A 25,127-nucleotide genomic window follows, 5' to 3' on the forward strand; every position below is an offset into this window, starting at 1 on the left:
CGGGTCGGGACGGGTGCCGGTGCTTTCGGCGGGAGGGGGTGCCGGTCGTCGCCCGGACTTCTCACCGACGCTCCGGGTCGTGGCCCGGCCGGACGTCGCCGTAGGGGTGTCGTGCTGTGTGCGGGCCCGGGGCGTCAGGCCTGGGGGCCGGCGGGAGCGTCGTCGCGGCGTACGACGCGGGCGGCGATCCGCCAGCCGGCGCCGTCGTGGACGACCCGGTCGGTGAGTGTGGTGAACCGTTCTGTGTGCGGGGTACCGCCGCCGGGTGTCGCGACGATCTGCAGATACGCCGCCACCCGCAAGGTTCCGGCTCCGTCGTCGCCGGTCAGCGCCACATTGCTGACCACGTGCCGGCGCACCACGTTGTCCGCGGCACAGTCGGCGGCGAACCGTTGCGCGAACGCGGTCAGTTCGGCGGTGCCGGTCACCGGGGCGGGATAGGAGGGTGAGGTGAAGCTGCCGTCCGCGGTGAACGTCGCTGCCCATTCCGCGGCGCGGCCACCGTCGATGAGGTGGCTCTGGACGTGGTACAGCTGGTGAATTTCGGCCAGCCGGGCGCTGGCTGAAGGCGCGGGCGCGTTGGGGTGCATACGGAGATCCGTTCGGCTCGTGTCCTGCTCCGGCAGTCGTCCGAGCCGCTGGAGAGGAGAGCTTGCGAGACATCAAGGCGGTGTGCGATATTCGCACCACCTGTGCGAATAATGGGAGCATAGGTAGCTGGCTGAAACCCGTCAAGGGATGAATTCGTGACTTCACCTCCGCCGACCAGGTCGGTCCCCGAACTCGATGCTGGTATGTCCAAGACGCTGCACCACGGACTGCTGCTGCTCAGAGTCCTCTCGGAGCAGCAGCAGGGCTTGACCGTCAGCGAACTGGCGGACGCCATCTCGGTGCACCGCACGGTCGCACACCGCCTGGTGCGGACCCTGGAGGCACATCAGCTGTGCCGCCGCGACCACCAGCGCCGGATCGTCCTGGGCACGGGACTGGTGTCGCTGGCCGAACCCGTACAGCAGGATCTGCGCGCGTTGGCCCGTCCGGTTCTGGACGAGCTGGCCGAGAGCACCGGGGCCACCGCACACCTGCTGGTCCAGGAGGGCGTCACCCAGATGCGCGCGCTCATGGTGGTGGAGCCGCGCGGCGCCCTGGTCCACGTGTCCTTCCGGCCCGGTCAGACCCATCCCATCGAGCAGGGTTCCGGCGGCGTCGCCGTACTCGCCCACGGCCCGTACCGGGAGGGTGAGCGCGCGGAGGTCACCGAGGCCCGCGCCAAGGGGTACGCCGTCACCACGGGCGAGGTCATCCCCGCCGTGACCGGCGTCTCCGCCGCGGTTCCGTCGGGCAACGGGACGGCGGCGGCCAGCATCGGTGTCTCGGTCTTCGAGTACACCGACCTCGACCAGCTCGGCACCAGGGTGGCCCGTGCCGCGAGGAGCCTGGGCGAACTGCTCGGCTGACGGGCCCGGCCGGTCGCTCCGGCGGCCGCCGCCCCGCTCGACGTCCGCGGCACCGCCCCCGTCGGACACCCGGGGCGCCGGCCGCGACGACGGCGCGTCCGGCGCCCGCCCGCGGGTCTGCTGACGGGGCGGCGCCCGTGAAGGCTGGAACACCGTGCCGGTCCCGGGGCGCGGCGTCCGGGGTGCGGGTGAGGCGGAGTTCAGGCGCGGCTGAGCCGTGCGAGCCGGGCGGCCGCCTCCCTCACCAGCCCGCCGAGACGATCGACGTCGACCTCACCCATGGCGACCGTGCCGACGGACGCGCCGAGCAGGTGCGGCACCTCGAAGCCCGCGGCCACCCCGACGGCTCCGTGCTGAAGCTCCCCGGCGGTGACGCTGTACCCGGCCTCCCGTGCTCGTCCGACGGCCTCGGAGTCGCTCTCCGCCGCGGGCTGGAGCGCCAGGATAGCGATGCCGTTGGCTCCCCGGTCCAACGGGTGACCGGCCCCGATGCGGTAGCTGACCTGGAAGATCGTCTGCCGGGCGGGTTCCGCGGACAGCACGGGGACGCATGCGTCGTCCCCCTGGGCCAGGGAGAGGAACGCGGCCACCCCGGCGGCGTCGGCGAGTTCCTGGAGAACCGGTCCGGCCGCGCGAATCAGCTGGGGCTGGAAGCGGCTCGCGAAGACGACCGCGCCGGCCCCGAGCCGGATCTTCTTCCCCACGCCCCGGGCCACCAGCGCGTGCTGCTCGAGCGTGTCGACGACGCGGTACGCGGTCGCCCGGTCGGTGCCGAGCTGTGTCGCGATCTCGGCGACCGTGAGGCCCTCGGGGGCGAGGGAGATGAGGCTGAGGGCACGCAGGCCACGGTCCAGGCTCTGCAAGGTGGCCACGTGGGCTTCCTCCTGTGTCGGCTCCGCGGGGCGTAGCGCGCCGCGGCTCCGGGCATGGAGTGCGGCCACTCGAAGGTTAGTCACCCCCACCGCCCGGCGTGCCGACGGCTCCCCGCGTCCGCCGCCGCCACGGCCGCGCCTACGGGGCCCCGACTCGGCCGATGAGCGGCACAGCAGCTCTTGACCGCACCCTGGACGCGAACTATGTTGCATCCAGGTTGCGGACAGCGCACAAAAGTGTGCGCCAGGCGCACATCTGGGAACAGTGGCGACATCTCCAGCACGACGTCGCCGGGCATGTCCTCAGGCCGCACGGCCTACGCGCACCACCCGGCGCAGCTCGCAGCCCTTCCCCGCGTCGCACCTGCCCGGTGCCGCCTGCGTCCGCCGCTGCGGGTGTCCACCGCCACAGGGCGAACCGCCGACAGGAGGGACAGACATGCCGTACTACCGCGTGGCGGGAAGCGTCCCGCCCAAGCGCCACACTCAGCACCGCGCACCCGACGGGTCGCTGTACTTCGAGGAGTTGATGGGGGAGGAAGGCTTCTCGTCCGACTCCTCGCTGCTCTACCACGTGAACATCCCGTCCGCGATCACCGCGTACCGGAGCTGGGAGCTGCCGGACCAGTCGCTCGTCCCGAACCATCCGCTGACACCACGCCACCTCTCCACGCACGGCCTCTTCGGCGAGGACGCTCCGGAGACCGACGCGGTGACCGGCCGGAGGCTGTTGCTGGGCAACGGGGACGTGCGGCTCTCCTACGTCGTCGCCGGTACGGCCGGCCCGTACTACCGCAACGCGATCGGTGACGAGTGCCTCTACGTCGAGTCCGGTGCGGCTCGGGTCGAGACCGTCTTCGGAGATCTGCCGGTGAACGACGGCGACTACGTCGTCATCCCCCGCGCGACGACGTACCGGATCGTCCCGGACGGCACGGTCCGGCTGTACGCCATCGAGGCCAACTCCCACATCACCCCCGCCAAGCGCTATCTCTCCCGTTACGGGCAGTTCCTGGAGCACGCCCCGTTCTGCGAGAGGGACCTCCGCGGCCCCGAGAACCCCAGGGTCGTGGCGGAGCAGGACGTCGAGGTGTACATCAAGCACCGCGGCAACGGCCCGGGGGGAATCGCGGGCACGGTGCACACGCTGCCGCACCATCCCTTCGACGTCGTCGGCTGGGACGGCTGCCTCTACCCGTACGTCTTCAGCATCCGAGACTTCGAGCCCCTCACGGGCCGGGTCCACCAGCCGCCGCCGGCCCACCAGGTGTTCGAGGGCGACAACTTCGTCATCTGCAACTTCGTGCCGCGCAAGGTCGACTACCACCCCCTCGCCATCCCGGTCCCGTACTACCACTCCAACGTGGACTCGGACGAGGTGATGTTCTACTGCGGCGGTGACTACGAGGCCCGCAAGGGGTCCGGGATCGGGCAGGGCTCGATCAGTCTGCACCCCGGCGGCCACCCGCACGGACCGCAGCCCGGCGCCTACGAGCGTTCCGTCGGAGCGGAGTTCTTCGACGAGCTGGCGGTCATGGTGGACACCTTCCGGCCGCTGGAACTCGGTGCGGCGGCACGGGACTGCGACGACGGCGTCTACGCCTATTCATGGGCCAGGAGCGGCAAGGAGACGGGCAGGTGACGGGCATGACTCCCGGCGCCGGAAGGTCCCACCGGAGCTGTTCGCCTCGTTCCGCGACGACGCCGCGGTGTTCCCGCCCGGCGAGACGCCGCTGGCCGAGGCGGTGCCCGCGCACCTGGAACACGTCGCCGCCACGGTCGCCGGGCTCGTCCGCGCCCTGTCGCCGGAAGTCCGGAAGGCCTTCCCGCTCTTTCGGTACCTGTTCTCTCGCCGAGCCGGTCGGTGAGCTCGCGGCTCTCGACCTGCTCGGCCCGGACCTGACCAAGGACCTCCTGTGACCGCATCCGCCACCGTCCGCCTCGACGTGCCCCGAGAAGACCTGTTCGGTATCCACAACCTGCCCTACGGGGTGTACTCGCTGCCCGGCCGCGACCCCCGGGTCGGCACCCGTTACGGCGAGCACGTCGTCGACCTCGCGACGCTCCTGGGCGACGACGTGTTCGCGGGCCCGACGCTCAATCCGTTCATGGCCCAGGGCCACGACCGCTGGGTCCAGGTGCGATCCGCCGTCACCGCCGCGCTGAAGGAGGACGTCCCCCGGGACGCGCTGCACCCCGTCGCCGACGTGACCCTTCATCTGCCGTTCGACGTGGCCGACTACGTCGACTTCTACGCGTCGGAGCACCACGCCGCCAACCTCGGACGGCTGTTCCGCCCGGACAACCCCGAGCCGCTCATGCCGAACTGGAAGCACCTCCCGGTCGGCTACCACGGCCGGTCCGCCTCGATCGTCGTCTCCGGGACCGACATCATCCGCCCCGCCGGACAGCGCAAGGGCCCGAACGACCCGGCACCGGTCTTCGGACCGTCGGTACGCCTCGACATCGAGGCCGAACTCGGCTTCGTGGTGGGCACCGGCAGCGCGCCCGGTGAGCCCGTCGCGGCCGGGCAGGCGGAGAAGCACCTCTTCGGCGCCGTCCTCTTCAACGACTGGTCCGCCCGGGACATCCAGGCATGGGAGTACGTGCCGCTCGGGCCCAACCTGGGCAAGTCGTTCGCCTCGACCGTCTCCCCCTGGGTCGTTCCGCTGCTGGCCCTGCAGGAAGCCAAGGTGCGCACCCCGGTCCAGGAACCGGAGGTCCTCCCCTACCTCGCGCTCGACGAGCCCTGGGGCCTGGACATCGGCCTGGAGGTCGAGTGGAACGGCCAGGTCGTCTCCCGGCCGCCGTACGCGGCCATGTACTGGTCGCCCGCGCAGATGCTGGCCCACCTCACGGTCAACGGAGCACCCACCCGCACCGGCGACCTGTTCGCCTCGGGCACCGTCTCGGGGCCGGCAAAGGGGCAGCGCGGCGCCTTCATCGAGCTGACCTGGGGCGGGGCGGAGCCGGTGACGGTCGCCGGGGAGCAGCGGACGTTCCTGGAGGACGGCGACGAGGTGGTGCTGCGCGCCACCGCTCCCGGAGCCGGCGGCACCCGCGTCGGCTTCGGTGAGGCGCGGGGGCGCATCGTCGCCGCGCGACACGGCCGGGAGGTCTGATGGACAAGGTGGTTCCCTCCGCCGCCGAAGCGGTCGAGGACATCGGTTCCGGAGCGACGTTGGCAGTGGGCGGCTTCGGCCTGTGCGGCATTCCCTCCGTGCTGATCGACGCCGTCCTCCGGTCGGGCGCCGACCGGCTCCAGGTCGTCTCCAACAACGCCGGTGTCGACGACTGGGGACTCGGTCTCCTGCTCGCCGCAGGCCGGATCCGCCGCATCGTCGCCTCCTACGTGGGGGAGAACAAGGAGTTCGCCCGGCAGTATCTCGCCGGTGAACTGGAGGTCGAGCTCACGCCCCAGGGAACGCTGGCCGAACGGCTGCGGGCCGGCGGCTCCGGCATTCCCGCGTTCTTCACCGCCACCGGTGTCGGCACGCAGGTGGCCGAAGGCGGCCTGCCCTGGAAGTACGACAGCGCGGGTGACGTCGAGATCGCCTCACCGGCCAAGCAGACCCAGGAGTTCGACGGCGGCACCTACGTCCTCGAGCACGCCCTCGTGGCGGACGCCGCACTGGTACGGGCCGCCCGCGGGGACCGGCACGGCAACCTGGTCTTCGACAGGGCCGCCCGCAATTTCAACCCCCTGGCCGCCATGGCGGGCCGGATCTGCGTCGCGGAGGTCGAGGAACTCGTCGAGCCCGGCGAACTCGACCCCGACCACGTGCACCTGCCGGGCGTCTACGTACACCGTGTCGTCGCGCTGTCGCCCGAGCAGGCCGCCGACAAGCGGATCGAGAAGAGGACGGTGCGATGAGCTGGACCCGCGAGCAGATGGCGGCCCGTGCCGCGGCGGAACTGTCCGACGGTGACTACGTCAACCTCGGCATCGGTCTGCCCACGCTGGTGCCCAACCACATCCCGGCGGACGTGGAGCTGGTACTCCAGTCCGAGAACGGCATCCTCGGCACGGGCCCCTACCCGGCCGAGGACGAGGTCGATCCCGACCTGATCAACGCCGGCAAGGAGACCGTCACCGTCCGCGCCGGCGCCTCGTTCTTCGACTCCGCGACCAGCTTCGGCATGATCCGGGGCGGCAAGATCGACGCAGCGGTCCTGGGAGCCATGCAGGTATCGGCGAAGGGGGACATCGCGAACTGGATGATCCCCGGAAAGATGGTCAAGGGGATGGGCGGGGCCATGGACCTGGTGCACGGTGCCAGGCGGGTCGTCGTCCTGATGGAGCACGTCGCTCGGGACGGGAGCTTCAAGATCGTCGAGGAGTGCTCCCTGCCCATCACCGGAAAGCGGGCCGTGCAGCGCATCATCACGGACCTGTGCGTCCTGGACGTCACCACCGAGGGCCTGCGTCTGGTCGAACTGGCACCGAACGTCTCCGTCGGGGACGTCAGGGCCAGGACTCAGCCGGAGATCAGTTGCGGATAGCGGAACCCGGACGACCGGACAGGTCCGAGCCGGGCGTTGAAACGTCGGCCTGCACGGCGGGGACGGGGGACGCGGTCCGCAACCCGCACACGAGCCACAACCCGCACGGCGGGGGCACGGGCCTGGCCCGGAACGGGAGACCGCGGAGCGTTGCGCCGACGGCCCCGTGGCCGGGAGCCGGCGGGCACGGGCGGGAGGGTCGTCGCTGGGAGTAGTGGGCGTCTTGGCGGCGGCCCCGGGGCACGGGCCCCGGAGGGCTTCGGCACCGTGGGGCCGGTGGCGGTTCTCGCACGTGCCTGGCCGGCGTACCGGCCCGGCGGCCCGCGGCGAAGGAGCCTGCCCAGGGGGCGCCGGCTCGGCGGGCGGAGCGGGCAAGGCGTGTTTCCACACCGCTCTGGGCGGCGAACATGTTCGTTACGATCGGCGTATGACTGCCAAGCGAGAACCGATCAGCCGGCGTGAACGACCCGCGAAGCCGGCCCTGACACGGCGGGGGATCGTCGAGGTGGCGGTGCGGGTCATGCGGTCCGAGGGGCTGGAGAAGGTGACCATGCGGCGCCTGGCCCAGGAGCTGGATACCGGCCCCGCCTCGCTCTACGTCTACGTGGCCAACACCGCCGAGCTGCACGCCGCCGTCCTGGACGCGCTCCTGGGTGAGGTGGAGCTGCCCGCCGACCGGTCCGGGGCCGGCTGGCGCGACGACCTTGTCGCGGTCCTGACCTCCTACACCCGCCTGCTCTTCGAGCACCCGCAGCTCGCCCGCTCCGCCCTGATCGCCCGCCCGAGCGGCGCGAACTACCTGGACCTGCTCGAACGCCTCCTGCTGCTGCTCTCCCGCAGCGGCGCCCCGCGCGAGCAGGTCGCCTGGGGAGTGGACAACCTCCTGCAGTACGCGACCGCCACCGCGGCCGAGCACGGCACCCAGGAGCGCGACCCGATGAGTCAGGACGACTGGGACGCGCTCACCCGTGCCGCGCACGGCGTGGACAAGGCCGAGCATCCGATGATCGAGGCGCACCTGCCGGCGCTGCTGTCCGGCACCCAGGACGCCCGGCTGTCCTGGGGCTTCGATCTCGTGATCAACGGCATCCTCCACACCCCCGTCCCGGGCGCCACCGGCTGATTCCGGGAGGCTCCGAGGGCTGCGGCGTCCCGCTCGGGACGCCGCTTTGCGCTTCGGCCCGCGCCCATGCCGCACAGGAAGGACGCGCGAGGGACGCAACCCATGGACGAACTTGTTCGCTACGAACATGTTCGTTACGGTGGAAGTGCGGGTCGGCCAGGGCGGCCGCAGCGTCATTCCCCGCACCCCGAGGAGGACCCCATGAACACGCACCACCCCGTCGCGATCATCGGCGGAGGTCTCGGCGGCCTCACCGCCGCCCGTGTCCTCCACGTCCACGGCATCAAGGCGGCCGTCTTCGAGCTGGAGCCGTCGCGGGAGGCCCGCACGCAGGGCGGCATGCTCGACATCCACGAGGAGAACGGCCAGAAGGCCCTGCACGCCGCCGGCCTCCACGACGGCTTCCTCAAGATCATTCACGAGGGCGGCCAGGCGATGCGCCTGCTCGGGCGTGACGGCACCGTCCATGTCTCGGAGGACGACGACGGCACCGGCGGCCGGCCCGAGGTCGACCGCGGCGACCTGCGCGACCTGCTCCTCGACGCCCTCCCCGACGGCACCGTCCGCTGGGGCAGGAAGGTCACCGGAGTCCGCGCCCTGGACGGCGGACGCCACGAGGTGACCTTCGCCAACGGCTCCGCAATCACCACCGACCTGCTGATCGGCGCCGACGGCGCCTGGTCACGCGTGCGGCCCCTGCTCTCCGACGCCAGGCCCGCGTACACCGGCATCTCCTTCGTCGAGACCGACCTGCTGGAGGCCGAGACCCGCCACCCGCGCAGCGCGGCCGTGATCGGCGGCGGGTTCTTCATCTGCCTCGGCGACGAGCGCGGCTTCCTCGCCCACAAGGAGACCGACGGCAGCCTCCACGTCCACACCGCCCTCAAGGCGGACGAGGGCTGGCTCGACACGGTCGACTTCGCCGACCTGACGGCGGCCAAGCAGGCCGTCCTCGCCCGCTTCGAGGGCTGGGACGAGGCCCTGCGCGGCCTGATCACCGACGCGGACACCATGACCCCCCGCCGCATCCACGCCCTGCCGGTGGGCCACCGCTGGAACCGCGTGCCGGGCGTGACCCTGCTCGGCGACGCCGCCCACGTGATGTCGCCCTTCGCCGGTGAGGGCGCGAACCTCGCCATGTTCGACGGCGCCGAACTCGCCCTGGCCATCGCCGCACACCCCGGCGACACCGAGGCCGCCCTGACCGCCTACGAGGAAGCCCTCTTCCCGCGCAGCGAAGCCTCCGCCGCCGACTCCGCCCGGAGCCTGGAAACGATGTTCGGCCCGCAAGGCCTGGAGCAGATGACGGCGTTCCTCACCACCGGTCCGGCAGCCCCGTAACCCCCACCCCCCTACGACCACGCGGCGGCGGGCCCCACCGGCCTTTACCCAGGGCCGGCACGCCCACCGCACCCAGCTCTCCCTCACCCGGAAACCTCTCACCCACAGGAGTCACGTTGCCGAAGATCGCGATCACTCTCGGCAGCACCCGCACCGGTCGCGCCGGAGCGAACGTCGCCCCATGGGTCCTGAAACAGGCCCCCCAGCGCGGCCGGGCGCTGAGCTACGGCCGCAGGACGGGCTTCCCGGCGGCGTGACCGCTCGCGCTCAGTTCCAGCGCCTTCGCGGCGTCCTCCAGCAGAAGGCTCTGCGCGATGCGCACCGTGAGCTTGCCGTCGGCTGCGAGGCGGGCGTACTCGCCGAGGCGGGAACCGAACGGCGCGCCGGGGCCGGAGAAGGTGACGCCCAGCTCGGCGGCCTTCAGATCGGCGATGGTGATGATCCGGTCGGTGCCCCGCGCAGGTCGATCGACACCTCCAGGTCGCCTGCCCCCGCGGCGTCGTACACGGCGTCTCGCTCCAGGGGAAAGATCGACTTGGCCGGGACCGGTGGCGGCCGCACCGGCACGTCGACTGGTTCCGGCTCGGGGGCTCAGGAACCAGCCACGTTCGTGGGCGCGGTCCAGCCGGTGTATCGAATCCACTCGGCCAGGTCGAGGGTGGCCGGCTCGATCGCCCGCACCACCGCAAGATCCGACGGGTGTTCCGCCGCCTTCGCGAACTGGCGGAACATCGCCCTGTCGAGGTCGTCGGGAAGCACGCTCAACGGGAGGGCCTCGTACCGTGCCGGGAGCCCGGCGCGCGCGCCGAACGCCGCGGCGATCTGAGGACCCGTCAGCTCGTCGCCGACGAGCTCGACGGCTCCGCCGGGTGCCTCCGCGGTGTCGAGCAGGAGCGCGGCGGCGACCCTGCCGACGTCCCTGACCGAGATCATCTTCAGGGCGACGTCCTCCGGCAGCGGCAGCCTCACCACGATCTCTCCGTGCTCCAGGCTCGGTGCCATCTCCTCCATGAAGGGGGTCGGGCGAACCATCGCGGCCCTGAGGCCGGACTTCCTCAGGTGCTCCTCGATCGAGTGCTTCGAGTCATGGTGCGGCACACCCCGCTCCCGGTCCGCGCCGAAGGCAGAGTTGAACACGACGTGCGGGACGCGTGCCGCGACCGCCGCGTCGACGAGCGCGGTGCCGATGCGGATCTCCGTCTCGACCTCTTCGAGGTTGTTCGCTTCCGGGGTCATGAAGCAGAACGCCTCGACCGCCGTCAGCGCGGCGGCCAGCGACGCCGGGTCATCGATACGGATGGCCGCCAGCTCGACGCCGCGGGCGGCCAGCGCGTGAGCCCGGTCGGACTGCGGGTTACGGACCAGAGCCCGCACCCGCGCCTTGTGGTCCAGCAGCGCGTCGACCACCGCCCCGCCCTGTCGCCCCGTCGCGCCGAAGACTGCGATGGTGCCGGTCGTCCGTGTGCTCATCGCTGCCACCCTTCACTGGTTCATGACATGGACGAAATTAGTTCATGGCATGAACGTCGTCAAGGTGCGGGTGTAGCGGGACCTCACGGTGTGACGGGTTGGTTCGAGGTGGGCGAAGAGAGGTCCGAGGTGTCCACGAGGGCGGTGGCCACACGCTCGAAGTCGCGCTGCCCGTCGGCGTCGAGGTTCCTCGCGATCTCGGGCAGGCGCTTGATGACCTCGGCGTAAAGGGCCTCGGCGAGCACCTTCCCCGTGGGCGTGGCACTGAGCATGACGACCCGTCGGTCCTGCGCCGAGCTTGCCCGGCCGACCAACTCGCGCCGCGCGGTGCGATCGACCAGCTGGCTCAACGCGTTCTTGGTCATACCCAACGACGCGGCGAGGTCAGCCATCTGCCGCGGCTCGTCCCTGACTGCGCAGAGCAGCGTGGCCTGCGAGGAGGTCAGGTCGAACTCGGCACAGATCTGGGCGTACTTGCGCTGAATCACAACCGAGAGCCAGAAGAGCTTGTCGCCGTACACGGATTCGCCGGGCGCCTCGTCATCGGGGACGGGGAAGCATTCGGCCAGCTTCTCCAGGAGCTTCGCGTAGGCGGCGCGCTGCGGCGGCCGCGGCGCGGTCCGGCCGGCCTCCCAGTTCCCGACCGCCTCGCGGCGCGTGTCGAGGGTCTTCGCGACCTGGGCCTGGCTCAGCCCGGCAGCCTCGCGTAGGCGCCTGCGCTCAGCAGGCGGGGGCAGGCCGCCCTGGGCGACCTGTTCCAGCAGCGCGTCCACGTTGCCGAGCAGCTCGTCTTCAGTGGGCACAGGGCTCACCTCCACTGGATACTCTACATCATACCCACATTGGATCGCACATGAATCGCTCATGTGGGTAGGTCACGCCAGCACGGGGTGGGCTGCGAGAGGCGCCGCCCTCCCGCTGCCGATCGCCGGACAGCCCGGCGTAGGGAGGGCACGGATCGCCGACCTCGTCCAGGCGGTGCTGCGTCGGCGCGGGTGCGTGCGGGCGTTCAGCGGGGCGTCCGCCTGGAGGCGGGCCGCCAGGTCTGGGTTGGCCGGAGCGGCCGCGGCGACGGTGACGACGTCGGCCGGCCCGGCGTCGAGGTCGGCGATCCGGACCTCGAGGGGAGCGCCGGCAGGGTTGAGGAGCAGGGCCGTAGTCCATTCGCGGCGCAGCCTCGCGACGCGGTCTTCGTCTCCGGCGTGGATCACGTGCGCTGCCCCACCGGCCGGTCTACGATCCGACCCACCCACTGGGCCGCCACCGCGCGCGGATCAGCGACCGGATCATCTTCGACAAGCTGCTCCAGCTCCTCCGCTTCGGCTGCTCCTGGTGGAGGACGTCGAGCATGTCGAGGATGTGCCCGGTGCCGCGGACGGGGCGGAATATCTCGGAGATGTGCACGGTGTCGCCCGGCCGCGCGGAGGTGAGCGGCTCGCGGAACTCCGGCCGTCGGAGTGGGTGGAGGCGGCTGGAGGTGCCAGGGCCCTCCACGAAGACGACCGGGTCTTCGATCCCTCCAGGACGAGGTCCTGCCGGGCGGTGGACTGCTGGTCGGTCGAGGCCCGCTTGCCAACCAGGTTCGCCACCGAAAGGCCCCTTCCGTACGAAGGATCGGACCCTGTCTGTCGTTAAACCCTGTCAGCAATCGCCATCGGATCTGATGGGATTCGCGGCGCCGCGAACCCTGGATTGCGGGGGTTCATCGGACGCGCCGCCTGCCTGTCGGCAAACGATGGCGAGCTCGACTTGAGGGTGCCATCGTTTGACGACAGGGCGGCGGTCCCCGGCTTGCCGGTGCTGATGAAGATCACTGCGATGATCGTGCACACAACCAGGATGCCGACGGCCCGCCAGATGGCGGTCGAGGGGCCCTCGCCCCTGCCCGGGTCCTGGTGCGGCTTCTGCGTGGCCGAGGTGTCGCATGGGCCATCTTCTGCCTGCGCGGTATCGCTGTCAGTCGGCGAGCGTGGTGTAGTCGGTGTAGCCGCGGGTGTCGCCACCGTAGAACGTGGTGGGATCGGGTTCGGTGACGGGGGCGTGGTTCTGCCAGCGCCGGACGAGGTCGGGGTTGGCGATGAAGGCCCTGCCGACGGAGACGAGGTCTGCCCGGCCGCTGTCGATGTGCCGGCGGGCAGCGGTGGCGTCGGTCATCGGGTACCAGCCGTCGTTGACGATGAGCGTGCCGTCGAAGCGGGTCCGGAGGTCGGTGAGCAGGGGTGTGGCGGGGTCACCGATGGTGTGCAGGTAGGCGAGCCCCAGCGGGGCGATCGCGTCGATGAGAGTGCGGTAGGTCGCGGCGGTTTCGGCCGGGTCGTCCTCGATCGCTCCGTGCAGGTTGATGCCCGGCGAGATACGCAGGCCCACGCGTTCGCTGCCGACCGCCTCGGCCACGGCCGTCACCAGGTCGATCGCGAAGCGTGCCCGGCCTGTCGTGGATCCGCCGTAGGTGTCGGTGCGGTGGTTGGTGGACGGTGCGAGGAACTGATGGATCAGGTAGCCGTTGGCACCGTGCAGTTCGATGCCGTCGAGGCCGGCTTCGACGGCGGCGCGTGCGCTGTCCGCGTACTCCTCGATGACGGACGGGATCTCCGCCGTGGTCAGGGCCCGCGGTACCGGGTGTGGCCTGGGCCCACTCGGGGTGAACATCTCGCCGGGCGCGGCGAGGGCGCTGGGGGCTACGGTTTCGTGGCCGTCCTTGTTGTCCGGGTGCGCGATCCGTCCCGCGTGCATGATCTGGGCGACAATGTGGCCGCCTTCCTCGTGCACGCCGTCGGCGACGGCGCTCCATCCGCCGATCTGACGGTGTGTGTGGAGGCCAGGGGTGTTCGAGTAGCCCTGTCCGGTTGCGCTGGGCTGGATGCCTTCGGTGATGATCAGGCCGGCAGTGGCCCGCTGCCGGTAGTAGGTGGCGGTGGCCTCGCCGGGCACGCCGGAGGCGTCGGCGCGGTTGCGGGTCATGGGGGCCATGGCGATCCGGTTGGGCAGTGTCCACTTGCCGACGGTTACGGGGCTGAACAGGTCGGGCATCTGGGGTTCTCCTTGGGGTGGCTGTGTCTGTCGGCGGTGGCCCGTCGGTGGCCACGTGGCGAGGCGGCGGATGGCGATGACGGTGGCGGTCTGTCCGGCAGGGCCGGCCGATGCCCGGCCGGTCGAACTGCTGGTGCTGTTCGGCAGCCAGGGCGAGCGCGCCCATCCGCGGGCCCGAAACACCTGACGGCCGGGGGGCGGGCATGGGTGCGTCAGCCCCGCTGTGACGGCCCGAGAGGCAACAGGCCGTCCAGGCCGTGGCGGCGTTCGCCTGTGACCTGCTCGCAAGGGCCGCCTCCGCCTCGGGTGTGAAGACGCCCGCGACGTCACGCCAGTAGCCTCACCCGGCACCTGTCCGGTGCCCAGTAACCATGCTGTTTCGGCAAGATTCTGGATCGCTTCCGGCCCGGGCAGCGGCGCGGGCCGTCGATCACCAGGTGCGGCAGAGGAGTTGCCTGGTCGGTTGGCATGAAGTCACCCTGTTCCTGCACGAGGGCGCGGGGCTGGCACAGGAGCAGGGGGAGCAGCTGGCTGGTCTGGGCGCGGGTGTGGTCGAGGGCCGGGTCGGCGCTCGGAGGCCGAGGTGTCGCGGCGGGTGCTGAGCCCGCGCGTGCATGGCCTGGAGGGTCTCGCGGACGGTCGCGAGCGGTGCTGGCGTCTTCGCCGGGGGCGTGATTCAGGTGGTGCGGGCCTTGAGGTGGGCCCGCTCTCCCTGGGAGCCGAACAGAACGAGGAGTTCCACGGTCCGCTCGTCGTCGGGGCCGAGCCAGTGCGGCACATGGGTGTCGAACTCGGCGGCCTCACCGGGCTTGAGGATCACCCTCTCCTCCCCGAGGAGGAGGCGCAGCCGGCCGGCGAGGACGTAGACCCATTCGAAGCCCTCGTGGGTACTCAGCTGCGGCTCGGTGCCGGGCCGGGGCGGAATGAGGAGCTTGTGGGCCTGGACACCGCCGGGCCGGCTCAGCGGCACGAAGGTCATGCCGTCGCGGGTGACCGGTTTGAGGTGGATGCGCGGGTCCCCGGTGCGCGGCGCGCCGACGAGTTCGTCCAGGGGTACGGCGTAGACCTCGGCGAGCGGCAGCAGCATCTCCAGGGTCGGTTTGCGACCCCCGCCTTCGAGGCGGGAAAGCGTGCTTTCGTTGATCCCCGTCTGCTCGGCCAGGGCAGCCAGCGTCAGGCCGTGACGTCGGCGCAGGTCCCGCAGGCGTGGCCCGACCGCGGCCAGCCGGTCCTTCTTCCCGATGTGCTGTGCGGCGCTCATACCCACCAGCATGCTGAAACAGCATGAGGCTTTGCAACTCCAGCAGTGGCCATCGCAGTGTCGTACCGGTGGCCCGCCCGATTGCCCGGCGGCCCGCGAATGACCTGCCCTTTTCCCTTGATCTGCTGAGGACTGACCCCTGCGATGACGACGGAAACCGACGCGGTGGACCGCCGCGAGGACGCTTCGGACCCACGGCGCTGGTGGGCGCTGACAGTGATCTCGGTGGCGACGCTGATGGTGGTGCTGGACGCCTCCGTCATCAACATCGCCCTCCCGCACGCCCAGGCCGACCTGGGCATCAGCGACGCGAACCGGCAGTGGGCGGTGACCGCCTACGCCCTCACCTTCGGCGGTCTGCTGCTGCTCGGGGGTCGCGTCGTCGACTTCGTCGGCCGCAAGCGGGTCTTCCTGATCGGCCTGGTCGGTTTCGCCGCCGCCTCCATGCTCGCGGGCATCGCCCCGAACGGGATGACGCTGTTCGCCGGACGCGCCCTGCAAGGCGTGTTCGCCGCCCTGCTGGCCCCCGCCGCACTGTCCCTGATCGCGGTCACCTTCACCGACCCACGCGAGCGGGCCAAGGCGTTCGGCGTCTACGGCGCCCTGCAAGGTGCGGGCGGTGCGGTCGGACTGATCGCGGGCGGCCTGCTGACCGAGTACACCAGCTGGCGCTGGTGCCTGTTCGTCAACACCCCCATCGCCCTCGCCGTGGCCCTGGCCGCCCTGCCGGTCCTCAAGGAGAGCCGCGCCGAGGGCCCTCGCCGCTACGACATCCCTGGCGCCCTGCTGGTCACCACCGGCCTGGTCGCCGTCGTCTGGGGCTTCACCCATGCCGCGGAAGCGGGCTGGAACACTCCGGCGACCTGGCTCCTGCTCGTCGCCGGCCTGGCGCTGCTGGCCTCGTTCGTCCTGGTCGAGCGGCGCACCGCCGACCCGTTGCTGCCGCTGCGCGTCATCTGGGATCGGGACCGCGGCGGCGCGTTCCTCGCCTCCCTGCTGATCGGGGCGGGCATGTTCGGCCTGTTGCTGTTCCTGACCTACTACCTCCAGGTCAACCTCGGCTACCAGCCGCTGCGCGCGGGGCTGGCGTTCCTGCCCTTCAGCGCCGGCATCATCGCCGCGGCCGCCTTCGGCGCCCCGCTGGTCACCCGGCTCGGTCCGAAGACGCTGATGACGGCGGGCACGGCCGTCACCCTGGCCGGCACCCTGGTGTTGACGCTGCTCAAGCCCACCGAGGGCTACCTGACCGTCGTGCTGCCCGCCATGATCCTGACCGGTCTCGGTCTGGGCGCGTTCTTCGTCGCCCTGCCCAACACCGCCCTTGCCGGTATCTCCCCGTCCGACACCGGTGTCGCCAGCGCGATGATCAGCACCACGCAGCAGGTCGGCGGCGCAGTCGGCCCCGCCCTCCTCAACACCCTGTACGTCTCCGCCCTCACCGGGTTTCTCGCCGACCGCACCGGCGCCGTGTCGCAGGCGGTCCGGCTGGAAGGATACGTGCGCGGTTACCGGGTCGCCTTCCTTGCCAGCGCCGCCCTGTTCGCCCTCGCCCTCGCGGCCGCCGGTCTGCTCATCACCCGCCGCCGCACCAGCGCCGCCACCTCCTGACCACCCGCACCGAAAGGCCCCGCACATGAACAGCACCAACGAGTCCGCCGCGTTCTGGGAGAAGCACTACGCCGGCATGGACGCGCAGTGGGGCACCAAGCCCAACGCCGTCCTCACCGCCCTGCTCGCCGACCTGGCCCCCGCCCCCGGCACAGCCCTGGACCTGGGCTGCGGCCACGGCGGCGACGCACTCTGGCTCGCCGCCCAGGGCTGGGACGTCACACCCGTCGACGTCTCGCAGACCGCCCTCGACCGCGTGGCGGCAGCCGCCGCGGCCAGCGGCCTCACCGACCGGATCCACCCCCAGCAGCACGACCTCTCCGAGACGTTCCCCGACGGCGCCTGGGACCTGGTCACCGCCACCTACTTCCACACCCCCGTCACCATCGCCCGTGAGAGCGTCCTGCGGCGAGCCGCCCAGGCCGTAGCACCCGGCGGACGGCTGATCGTGATCGAACACGCCTCCACCGCCCCCTGGTCCTGGCAGGCCGGCCAGGACATCCAGTACCCCACCCCCGACGACGTCATCGCCTCGCTCCAGCTCGACGACACCTGGGCCGTCGAACGAGGCGAGGCACCCCAGCGCACCGCCACCGGACCCGAAGGACGGACCGCGACCGTCACCGACAACGTCATCGCCGTCCGTCGCACCGGCTGACACGCACACGAGACCGAGCCGCAGCCCTCCTCCGGCCCCGCACCACCCCTGGCGTCCGCCGAAAGCACCCGATGAAACCGGCGCCGCTTCACCCCGGTCCGCCGTCGTCCTCGTCCAGCTCCTGCGCGTCCGGACCGCGCAGCGGACGCAGGGCGCCGGCCGCCGGGGTGGGGACGATGAACCTGTAACGGCCGAGCGGGTTCAGCTTGCGGTTCTCGTCGTCGAGGAAGAAGAACCGCTCCAGCTCCGGCCGAGTCGGCTCCTCATCGAACTTGCGTATGACGACGCCTGCTCGTCGGTCAGGAACTCCACTGGCATGAGCGTGAAGCTATCGGCGCCCGAAGCCGCTCAGGGAGCTTCTGCCGAACGACGCTGCCCGGCCTCCCACCTGTGCTGAAGGCCGTGATCACCTGCTTATGAGCGTCAACCCCGAAAGTTCGGGGCGCCGATCAGGTCCCCGGTGCGGCAGACCCGACGGGCGGCACGCCGGTGGACAAGGCGCCACCGGCCGACGGCCTGGCGACGCCGGGGGATCCGATCGGCAGTCAGCGCCGAAGGCCGATCACCCCACCGTGCTGACCGCCAGCGACGGGCCGGGGCGAGTTCTGCCATCCGTTTTCGTCCTTTGTGCCTTCGTCTGCTTGAGGTGTCGGTCGGGCCTCAGCCCGGGAACAGGATGTGCTTGTTCGGAAGTGCAGGACAGCCCTCAGAGCTGTGTGACGCCGCCGTCGACGAACAGTTCCGCGCCGGTGGTGAAACTGCTTTGACCGCCGGCCAGGTAGAGGGCGGCGGCGGCGACCTCGTCGGGACGGCCGAGGCGGCCGAGCGGGGTCGGTGGGGCGAGCTCGGCCGCGGTGGGCTGATCGCCGTGCGGGAAGGCGGCGAGGAGCTCGTCCAGGCCGGAGGTCTCGACAGGGCCGGGGGTCAGGGCGTTGACGCGGATTCCCCGGCCGGTCAGCTCGGCGGCCCAGGTACGGGCGAGGCTGCGGATCGCGGCCTTGGTGGCGGCGTAGACGCCCAGGCCCGGGGTGGCCCGTAGGGCCGAGCTGGAGGAGAGCAGCACCACCGAGGCGCCGGCCGTCAGCAGTGGCAGCGCCTTCTGGACGGTGAAGACCGTGCCCTTGAAATTGATCGAGGCGGTGCGGTCGTACTCCTCCTCGGTGATCGCACCGAGCGGGCCGTACTCCCCCACCCCGGCGTTGGCCACCACTATGTCCAGGCGGCCACTGCGGTTCGTGATCTCGGCGAAGAGCCGGTCGAGGTCACCGAGGTCCGAGACATCGCCCTGGACGGCGACGCCTCGGGCGCCGACCTGCGCTACGGCGGCGCCCAGCTCGGCCTTGCGGCGCCCGGTCAGGTAGACGGTCGCCCCCTCGGCGGCGAAACGGCGGGCGATCGCCAGGCCGATGCCGCTCGAGGCCCCGGTGACCAGGGCGATCTTGTCGTCCAGCTGTCCCATGAGATTCTCCGATCCTTGATGTAATCATTGTTGTTACATTTACGGGCGTAGAAGGCAACCTCCCCCGGTCAGGGGAAGTTGACGACCCCGGGCTTTTCAGGCGGCTTGCAAGACGTCCCGCAGCACGTCCTCCAGCGTGGTCTTGGCCAGTTCCCTGCGCAGGGCGGCCTCCACGTCGTCGTACACGGCGCTCATCGCCGGCCCGATGCCGTGGCCCACGACGCACTCAGGGTTCGGTGTCGCGCGGTGCAGGGCGAAGACCGGTCCCGGTTCGATCGCCTGGTAGACGTCGAGCAGGGTGATCGCCGCCAGGTCCCGCCCGAGCATCCAGCCCGCCCCAACCCCCCGCCGTGAATCGGCCAGGCCGGCCTTGCGCAACTCGCCCAGCAGACGGCGGATCACCACCGGGTTGGTGTTGACGCTCGTCGCGATCTGCTCGGAGGTGGCGACCTCGTGGCCGCGCCGCTGATAGAGCCCGATCCATGTCAGGGCGTGCGCCGCAATGGTCAGTCTGCTGTTCGCGCTCACGTCGGACTCCACCTCCCCAGTTCCTCCGGTCCAGTCGTAACAATAGTTATTACAGTGCCGTACGGCAAGTTCTACGGTGCCGGCCGGATCGGCCCCCGGGAGGACGCCGAACCGTCAGCCCACACCCGCACCGTCGGCCTCTCGGAGTCCGAGTCGTCGTTTTGACCTTCAAGCCGCTTGAACCTCGACAATCGCAGGCATGGACGACACCGACGCGCTGATGAGCATCGGCGCTTTCGCACGCCGGGTGGGACTGGCGCCGAGCGCCCTGCGGTTCTACGACGACTGCGACATGCTGCGTCCCGCCTACGTGGACGCTGTGACCGGGTATCGCTACTACGCCCACGGCCAGCAAGCCCGCGCGGTCCTGGTCCGTCGGCTCCGCGAAGCCGGGATGCCACTGACCGATGTCCCAGTGGTACTCGACGGTACCCGCGAGCAGGCCCGCGCCATTCTGGAAGGGCATGCCGGAAAGGCACGCGAGACGGCGGCGTCGGCCCAGTCGGCGATCGAGGAGATCCTCCGCGATCTCCTGGGTGAGCGCCGGGTCACGGTGCGACTCGGCGGAGCGGAGCTGGCCAGCGCCGTACGCCAGGTCGCCCCAGCAGTGGCGTCCGCTCCTGTGCGGGAGGAGTTCCCGGTACTCGGCTGCGTCCTGATCGAACTCGAACGCCAGGAAGTGCGGCTGGTGGCCACGGACCGCTACCGTTTGGCGGTCCGCGCGTTGCGGCCCTCCTCTTTCGAGGGCGCCCACTGTCGCGTCCTGGCCGGTGTCACGGAGCTGAAGGACATCGCGTCCTGGGCCATGCGGTTCCCAGACATCAGCATCGAGGTGGAGCGGCAGAGGGTGCGGCTGCACGTCGACGGTGCGGAACGTGTCCTCCCCACCGTCGACGAGACGTTTCCCGACTACCGGATGATCCTGGACAGCCTGCCGGCCACCCGGCACCGGATCATCGCGGACCGGACCGCTCTTCGCGCGGCCATCGCCGATGCCGGACACGACGGGCCACTCACCCTGCATACCGACGAGCAGCAGCTCATCCTCGCGTCCCGCGGACCGGTCATATCCAGGCTTTCCGCCGTCTGCACAGGAGCGTCCGTGCGCATTGCCTTCGACCCGGGAGTGCTTCTTCCGGCGCTCGACGTCGGCGTCGGCCCCGACGTGCTGCTGGAAATCTCCTCGCCGGCCCAGCCCGTCGTTGTCCGCTCCGCCGACCAGGGCAGTTTCACCACCTTGGTCATGCCGGTCCGCGACACCTCGACGGACGCATGACCCTTCGACCGATCGATCGAGAGAGCGAGATCATGGACCCGAGTAACCCCGTCGTCAGGCTGTGCTCCCAGGGCATGCAGGCCGAGGCCGAAGGCCGGGACATCGACGCCCGCAGCCTTTTCGAGCAGGCCTGGGAGACCGCCGGTGACGACTACGAGGCATGTGTCGCCGCCCACTACCTGGCGCGGCACCAGCCGACGCCCGAACAGACCCTGCACTGGAACCAGGAGTGTCTCAACCGTGCGGACCTGGTGGGCGACGACCGGGTTACGGGCTTCTACGCCTCTCTGCACGTGAACATGGCCAAGGCGTACGGGGATCTTGACGAGCCCGGCAGAGCACGCGAGCACTACCAGCTGGCCGCCGCCCACATCGATGAGGTTCCGCCAGGGCAGTACGCCGACTGGACCCGCATAGCCATCGCCGAGGGACTGCGTTCCACCGGGGCAACTGGGGATCGCCCCGCCGACGGTCTTCTGACAGCTCTGTTCACCACGTTCTGCGAACGTGGTGACCTCAAGGCCCTGGGGCTGGTCCTGCCCGCCTACCTCGCAGATCTCGGGACGGAGGACGACCGCCTGCGGCTTGCTACGGCGTTGCACATGGTCCACGCCGCCCGGTGGCTGCCCGAAGACGAACAGAACACCCTCGGCAAGGCCATCGGCACCCTGACCAGTGCCGTCACAGCCGCCTGACCCGGCCCCCGCCCCGGGCTGTCAGGCTGCGGCAGCGCATTCCTCCTCGGCCTCGAACTCGACGTCCGGGTGCGGGTCGAAGGCGGCGGGCCGCACCGTCAGTTCCGTGGTGGCGTAGCACCGCACGAAACCCGATCGGTCGGGCGCTGCCGCTTACGTGTGCACGGTGCAGGACCCGGAGGGCAACCTGTGGACGTTCGGCACCTACCGGGGCTTCGCCGGAGCAGGGCGCCGGGAAGAGACGGGAGGACCCCGGCCGGTGGGGCCGGGGTCCTGTGCCGGGACGTGGGGTGCCTGGGGTCAGTGGCTGCCGGCGAGTTCGCCGGTGAGCTTGCCGTAGAGGTCGGCGCTCAGGTCGTTCAGCCCGGTGATGTCCACGGTCTTGCCGCGCTGGGCGTACTTGGTCTCGATCGCGTCCAGGGCGGCCACTGAGGAGGCGTCCCAGACGTGGGCCTCGGACAGGTCGATGACGATCTTGTCCGGGTCGCCCGCGTAGTCGAACTGGCCGACGAGGTCGTTGGAGGAGGCGAAGAACAGCTCGCCGGTGACCCGGTGGACGACCGTGGTGCCGTCGGGGTCGAGGACGCTGTGCACGCGGGCGAGGTGGGCGACGCGCCGGGCGAAGATGACCATGGCGGTGAGGGAGCCGATGACGACGCCGATGGCGAGGTTGGCGGTCGCGACCACCACGATCACGGTGACGGCCATGACGGCGATCTCGCCGGCGGGCATTCGCTTGAGCGTCTTCGGCGCGACGGAGTGCCAGTCGAAGGTGGCGAAGGACACCATGACCATGACGGCGACCAGGGCGGCCATGGGGATGTCGGAGACGACCGGGCCGAAGGCGATGCACAGCACCATCAGGAACACGCCCGCCAGGAAGGTCGAGACACGGGTGCGGGCGCCGGAGACCTTCACGTTGATCATGGTCTGGCCGATCATGGCGCAGCCGCCCATGCCGCCGAAGAAGCCGGTGACGATGTTGGCGATGCCCTGGCCGATGGACTCCCGGGTCTTGGAGGAGTGGGTGTCGGTGATGTCGTCGACCAGCTTCGCCGTCATCAGTGACTCCATCAGGCCGACCAGCGCCATCGCGAACGCGTACGGGGCGATCGTCGTCAGGGTGTCCAGGGTGAACGGCACGTCCGGCAGTCCCGGCACGGGCAGGGAGGACGGCAGGGCGCCCTTGTCGCCGACGGTCGGCACCGCGATTCCGGCCGAGACCGTGATGACGGTGAGGATGACGATCGAGACGAGCGGGGCCGGAATCACCTTGGTGACCTTCGGGAAGAACACCATGAGCGCAAGCCCGCCGATGATCAGCGGATACACCGCCCACGGCACGTCGTGCATCTCGGGGACCTGGGCCATGAAGATCAGGATCGCGAGCGCGTTGACGAAGCCGACCATCACCGAGCGCGGCACGAACCGCATCAGCTTCGCCACCCCGAGCGCTCCGAGCGCGACCTGGATGACGCCGGCGAGGATGACCGCGGCGATCAGGTAGCCCAGGCCGTGCTCACGGTTGAGGGGGGCGATGACGAGGGCGACGGCGCCGGTGGCGGCGGAGATCATCGCGCGGCGGCCACCGACGATCGAGATGACCACGGCCATGGTGAACGAGGCGAACAGACCGATGGCCGGGTCGACCCCGGCGATGATCGAGAACGAGATCGCCTCCGGGATCAGGGCCAGAGCGACAACCAGGCCGGCCAGGACCTCGGTGCGCCAGACCTTGGGGTTGTTCAGCCAGTCGGGCTTGAGGCCGCGCAGTCGCGCGGCGGGAGTCACAGCAGCAGAAGACAAGGAGACGCGTACCTGTCGTGCTCGGGCACACCGCCACATGGGCCGGGGCGTGCGGGAAGGGGCGCGGGAGACCGTCCGGCATCCTGCGGGCGGCCCGAGGGCGGGCCGGGAAGTCGTGGAGGACGCGAGCCTCGGGGCCTGGGCGGTGCCCGGCCGGGCGGTCACATCCGAGGGCGAAGGATCACGGCGGGCAGGGGGCGGCGATCAGCGTCATGGGCTCGCGCACGCTTTCTCCTGCAAGAATCGGATCTTCGCCGGGGGCGCCATCGGCCCCGGAACGGCAGCAGCGGGCGGCAGGGGCCGCCTCACCATCATCAACTCTACCCTAACGTTAGGGTAGAGGTTGGTCGGTCGCACGGGACGCGGCTCGCCACGACGGGAAGGGCCAAGGACACGGACGTGGACGACACACACATGCAGATCGGCGAGGTCGCCGCACGGACGGAGCTGTCGCTGCGCACCATCCGGCACTACGAGGAGACCGGCCTGGTCATCCCCTCCGCCCGGTCCCAGGGCGGGTTCCGCCTCTACACCGAGACCGACGTCGCCCGGCTCATGGTGATCCGCCGGATGAAGCCGCTCGGCTTCACGCTGGAGCAGATGCGCGACCTCCTGGACGCCACCGACCGCCTGGACAGCGGCGACCCTCTCGATGCCGGCGAGCGCGAGGCGCTGCTGGAGCGGGTGCAGACCTACCGGCAGGCCGCCGCCGAGCAGGTGCAGAAACTGCGCGTCCAGCTGGAACGCGCCGAGGACTTCGCCGCCACTCTGAGCGCCCACCTGGAGCAGAACACTCCGGCCCCCCGCGTCTAAGGGCTGTCCCGCAATTCCCGGCGGGCGCGCGACGACAGCTACGGCACCTCGCCGCGTTGTCAGGACGTCCACATACATCCAGTATGCGGACGTCCCTCCGCCTTGCGATGCACCGTATCTGACGCCGCACGCTGATCCACCGGGAATTGCGGGACAGCCCTTAGGTTTTGATCATGAGAAGCATCGCGAGCCGATCACCCACCTGCCCGGGTGCCGACCCGGCGGAGGCGCGTTCCTCGGCGAGCGGCCCGGTCATCCACTCAACGCAACGTTCAAGGACTCGCCCGGCGACAGCGAGTTCGTCCCGCTCGGCCCGTCTGTGATCGTGGATGCGAGTGCCCTTCGTCCGCGCACCGACCCACCTTCATCACTGCACCTACTCATGTGAGGGCCATCGTCGCCTGCCACGCGCCTGGACTCATACGTGTCGCCTTCCGGAAGAACACGGAGAAGTTGGACGCGTCGGAGAAGCCGAGCCTGTCGGCGCAGCGGGCCGCTGTGAGGCGGTCGTGCGCGAGGAGCCGTTTGGCTTCCAGGACGATCCGGTCGACGATGTACCCCTTCGCCGTGCGGCCACTGACCTGCTGCACCGCTCGTGACAGGGTGCGGGGCGCGTATCCCAGCGCACGTGCGTAGTAGCCGGCGTCGTGATGTTCCCGGAAGTGCGCTTCGACGCTGGACCGGAACAGCTGGAACAGCCGGAACGCCGGATGTGAGATCTGCGCTTGGGCGTGCGGTGGCCGGAGCCGGGCGATCAGCGCGGAGAGCAGGATGTCGGGCAGCTCCCCCGAGAGGTCCCCAGGTGGGGCGGATGTCTCAAGGAGGAGGTGGTTGCGTGCGGCGTCCACGAACGGCCAGTCGGCGTCAGGAATGCTCCATTGCGCGACCAGGTCCGGGGACGCGACGAGTTCACGGGTGGCGTGGGTGACCGGAGCGGTCGGCACGGACAGCACGAGGTGTCCCGTCACGTCTGCGATGTCATCCCATCGGTGCACCGCGCCGGGAGGGATCCATACCGCGGACCGCTCCTCGAGCCGGTGCTGGAGGAAGTCCACCGTGACGGAGCCGTGCCCGGCGTCGATGAGGGCGAGGACATGGAAGTCGGCACGCTGCGTACCGCCGTCGTTCAGATCGCGCAGGCGCCCGAACGTCATCGTCTCGACCGTGGCGGCACGGCGCTCTGCGGGCTCGTAGGCCATCTGCCGGATCGCGGTCATGTGTCCAGTT

The 25,127-nt window shown here is 70.6% G+C and carries 24 protein-coding genes and 2 pseudogenes; 13 read left to right on the forward strand and 13 right to left on the reverse strand.

Annotation, left to right across the window (positions count from 1 at the left end):
- Positions 1 to 134: 134 nt before the first annotated feature.
- Positions 135 to 590 (reverse strand): nuclear transport factor 2 family protein, encoded by a 456-nt coding sequence (locus BA175_RS23835; RefSeq protein WP_069173528.1) that lies wholly within the window; start codon positions 588 to 590, stop codon positions 135 to 137.
- Positions 591 to 794: 204 nt separating this feature from the next.
- Between BA175_RS23835 and BA175_RS23840 the strand changes: the two genes are divergently transcribed.
- The gene (locus tag BA175_RS23840; protein ID WP_069173529.1) at positions 795 to 1,457 is read left to right on the forward strand and encodes an IclR family transcriptional regulator; all 663 of its coding nucleotides are present in this window, start codon (positions 795 to 797) and stop codon (positions 1,455 to 1,457) included.
- Between the two features lie 200 nt (positions 1,458 to 1,657).
- Here the strand turns inward: BA175_RS23840 and BA175_RS23845 are convergent, their stop codons facing one another.
- Entirely contained in the window at positions 1,658 to 2,329 is a 672-nt protein-coding gene (locus tag BA175_RS23845) for an IclR family transcriptional regulator (protein WP_069173530.1), read from the reverse strand.
- 439 nt (positions 2,330 to 2,768) lie between these two features.
- Between BA175_RS23845 and BA175_RS23850 the strand changes: the two genes are divergently transcribed.
- The 6 genes from BA175_RS23850 to BA175_RS23875 all read left to right on the forward strand — a co-directional run bounded on the left by BA175_RS23850 (position 2,769) and on the right by BA175_RS23875 (position 9,296).
- Entirely contained in the window at positions 2,769 to 3,971 is a 1,203-nt protein-coding gene (locus BA175_RS23850) for a homogentisate 1,2-dioxygenase (RefSeq protein ID WP_069173531.1), read from the forward strand.
- Positions 3,972 to 4,245: 274 nt separating this feature from the next.
- Positions 4,246 to 5,451 carry a fumarylacetoacetase gene (fahA, locus tag BA175_RS23855; protein WP_069173532.1) on the forward strand — a complete coding sequence of 402 codons (1,206 nt, stop codon included), beginning with the start codon at positions 4,246 to 4,248 and terminating at the stop codon, positions 5,449 to 5,451.
- A complete protein-coding gene (locus tag BA175_RS23860) occupies positions 5,451 to 6,203 on the forward strand; it encodes a CoA transferase subunit A (RefSeq protein ID WP_069173533.1) in 753 nt (250 codons plus the stop codon). The genes fahA and BA175_RS23860 overlap by 1 nt, the downstream gene beginning before the upstream one ends.
- Positions 6,200 to 6,832 carry a CoA transferase subunit B gene (locus BA175_RS23865; protein ID WP_069173534.1) on the forward strand — a complete coding sequence of 211 codons (633 nt, stop codon included), beginning with the start codon at positions 6,200 to 6,202 and terminating at the stop codon, positions 6,830 to 6,832. The genes BA175_RS23860 and BA175_RS23865 overlap by 4 nt, the downstream gene beginning before the upstream one ends.
- A gap of 427 nt (positions 6,833 to 7,259) precedes the next feature.
- Entirely contained in the window at positions 7,260 to 7,955 is a 696-nt protein-coding gene (locus BA175_RS23870; RefSeq protein ID WP_069173535.1) for a TetR/AcrR family transcriptional regulator, read from the forward strand.
- 201 nt (positions 7,956 to 8,156) lie between these two features.
- Positions 8,157 to 9,296, forward strand: coding sequence for an FAD-dependent oxidoreductase (locus tag BA175_RS23875; RefSeq protein ID WP_069173536.1), 1,140 nt, complete (start codon positions 8,157 to 8,159; stop codon positions 9,294 to 9,296).
- A gap of 223 nt (positions 9,297 to 9,519) precedes the next feature.
- Here BA175_RS23875 and BA175_RS30055 read toward each other — a convergent pair whose 3' ends face one another.
- The 6 genes and pseudogenes from BA175_RS30055 to BA175_RS23900 form a co-directional block, all read right to left on the reverse strand.
- On the reverse strand, positions 9,520 to 9,939 hold the full coding sequence (locus tag BA175_RS30055; RefSeq protein ID WP_254667956.1) for a zinc-binding dehydrogenase: 420 nt from the start codon (positions 9,937 to 9,939) through the stop codon (positions 9,520 to 9,522).
- Positions 9,888 to 10,766, reverse strand: coding sequence for an NmrA/HSCARG family protein (locus BA175_RS23880; protein WP_069173537.1), 879 nt, complete (start codon positions 10,764 to 10,766; stop codon positions 9,888 to 9,890). Before BA175_RS23880 ends, BA175_RS30055 begins: the two co-directional genes overlap by 52 nt.
- Before the next feature lie 83 nt (positions 10,767 to 10,849).
- Positions 10,850 to 11,287, reverse strand: a complete 438-nt coding sequence (locus tag BA175_RS30675) for a MarR family winged helix-turn-helix transcriptional regulator (RefSeq protein WP_069173734.1) — start codon at positions 11,285 to 11,287, stop codon at positions 10,850 to 10,852.
- Between the two features lie 9 nt (positions 11,288 to 11,296).
- Positions 11,297 to 11,569, reverse strand: a pseudogene (locus BA175_RS30680) (helix-turn-helix transcriptional regulator); the annotation flags it as partial.
- 72 nt (positions 11,570 to 11,641) lie between these two features.
- Positions 11,642 to 11,977: a hypothetical protein gene (locus BA175_RS23890; RefSeq protein WP_069173538.1), complete on the reverse strand. Its 336-nt coding sequence runs from the start codon at positions 11,975 to 11,977 to the stop codon at positions 11,642 to 11,644.
- Positions 11,978 to 12,722: 745 nt separating this feature from the next.
- Complete coding sequence (locus tag BA175_RS23900) at positions 12,723 to 13,796, reverse strand: alkene reductase (RefSeq protein WP_069173540.1); 1,074 nt, start codon at positions 13,794 to 13,796, stop codon at positions 12,723 to 12,725.
- A 100-nt stretch (positions 13,797 to 13,896) separates the two neighbouring features.
- On the opposite strand from BA175_RS23900, the pseudogene BA175_RS30690 reads away from it, so the two are divergent.
- A pseudogene (locus BA175_RS30690) lies at positions 13,897 to 13,983 on the forward strand (XRE family transcriptional regulator); the annotation flags it as partial.
- A gap of 489 nt (positions 13,984 to 14,472) precedes the next feature.
- Here the strand turns inward: BA175_RS30690 and BA175_RS23905 are convergent.
- Positions 14,473 to 15,057: a helix-turn-helix domain-containing protein gene (locus tag BA175_RS23905; protein WP_079159788.1), complete on the reverse strand. Its 585-nt coding sequence runs from the start codon at positions 15,055 to 15,057 to the stop codon at positions 14,473 to 14,475.
- A gap of 144 nt (positions 15,058 to 15,201) precedes the next feature.
- Between BA175_RS23905 and BA175_RS23910 the strand changes: the two genes are divergently transcribed.
- Both BA175_RS23910 and BA175_RS23915 read left to right on the forward strand, forming a co-directional pair.
- Complete coding sequence (locus BA175_RS23910; RefSeq protein ID WP_069173542.1) at positions 15,202 to 16,665, forward strand: MFS transporter; 1,464 nt, start codon at positions 15,202 to 15,204, stop codon at positions 16,663 to 16,665.
- A 25-nt stretch (positions 16,666 to 16,690) separates the two neighbouring features.
- On the forward strand, positions 16,691 to 17,323 hold the full coding sequence (locus BA175_RS23915; protein WP_069173543.1) for a class I SAM-dependent methyltransferase: 633 nt from the start codon (positions 16,691 to 16,693) through the stop codon (positions 17,321 to 17,323).
- Positions 17,324 to 18,029: 706 nt separating this feature from the next.
- Here BA175_RS23915 and BA175_RS23920 read toward each other — a convergent pair.
- Entirely contained in the window at positions 18,030 to 18,782 is a 753-nt protein-coding gene (locus BA175_RS23920) for an SDR family NAD(P)-dependent oxidoreductase (protein WP_069173544.1), read from the reverse strand.
- Between the two features lie 96 nt (positions 18,783 to 18,878).
- Positions 18,879 to 19,310 (reverse strand): Rrf2 family transcriptional regulator, encoded by a 432-nt coding sequence (locus BA175_RS23925; RefSeq protein WP_069173735.1) that lies wholly within the window; start codon positions 19,308 to 19,310, stop codon positions 18,879 to 18,881.
- Between the two features lie 199 nt (positions 19,311 to 19,509).
- On the opposite strand from BA175_RS23925, the gene BA175_RS23930 reads away from it, so the two are divergent.
- Together BA175_RS23930 and BA175_RS23935 are read left to right on the forward strand one after the other, a co-directional pair.
- The gene (locus BA175_RS23930; RefSeq protein WP_069173545.1) at positions 19,510 to 20,586 is read left to right on the forward strand and encodes a MerR family transcriptional regulator; all 1,077 of its coding nucleotides are present in this window, start codon (positions 19,510 to 19,512) and stop codon (positions 20,584 to 20,586) included.
- Positions 20,583 to 21,281, forward strand: a complete 699-nt coding sequence (locus BA175_RS23935; protein ID WP_254667957.1) for a hypothetical protein — start codon at positions 20,583 to 20,585, stop codon at positions 21,279 to 21,281. The genes BA175_RS23930 and BA175_RS23935 overlap by 4 nt, the downstream gene beginning before the upstream one ends.
- Before the next feature lie 300 nt (positions 21,282 to 21,581).
- Here the strand turns inward: BA175_RS23935 and BA175_RS23940 are convergent, their stop codons facing one another.
- Entirely contained in the window at positions 21,582 to 23,126 is a 1,545-nt protein-coding gene (locus BA175_RS23940; protein ID WP_069173546.1) for a SulP family inorganic anion transporter, read from the reverse strand.
- 360 nt (positions 23,127 to 23,486) lie between these two features.
- On the opposite strand from BA175_RS23940, the gene BA175_RS23945 reads away from it, so the two are divergent.
- The gene (locus BA175_RS23945) at positions 23,487 to 23,900 is read left to right on the forward strand and encodes a MerR family transcriptional regulator (RefSeq protein WP_175420906.1); all 414 of its coding nucleotides are present in this window, start codon (positions 23,487 to 23,489) and stop codon (positions 23,898 to 23,900) included.
- A 380-nt stretch (positions 23,901 to 24,280) separates the two neighbouring features.
- Here the strand turns inward: BA175_RS23945 and BA175_RS23950 are convergent, their stop codons facing one another.
- Positions 24,281 to 25,117, reverse strand: a complete 837-nt coding sequence (locus BA175_RS23950; RefSeq protein ID WP_069173547.1) for an AraC family transcriptional regulator — start codon at positions 25,115 to 25,117, stop codon at positions 24,281 to 24,283.
- Positions 25,118 to 25,127 lie beyond the last annotated feature (10 nt).

This window comes from Streptomyces griseus, assembly GCF_001715295.1.
GTDB lineage: Bacteria > Actinomycetota > Actinomycetes > Streptomycetales > Streptomycetaceae > Streptomyces > Streptomyces griseus_G.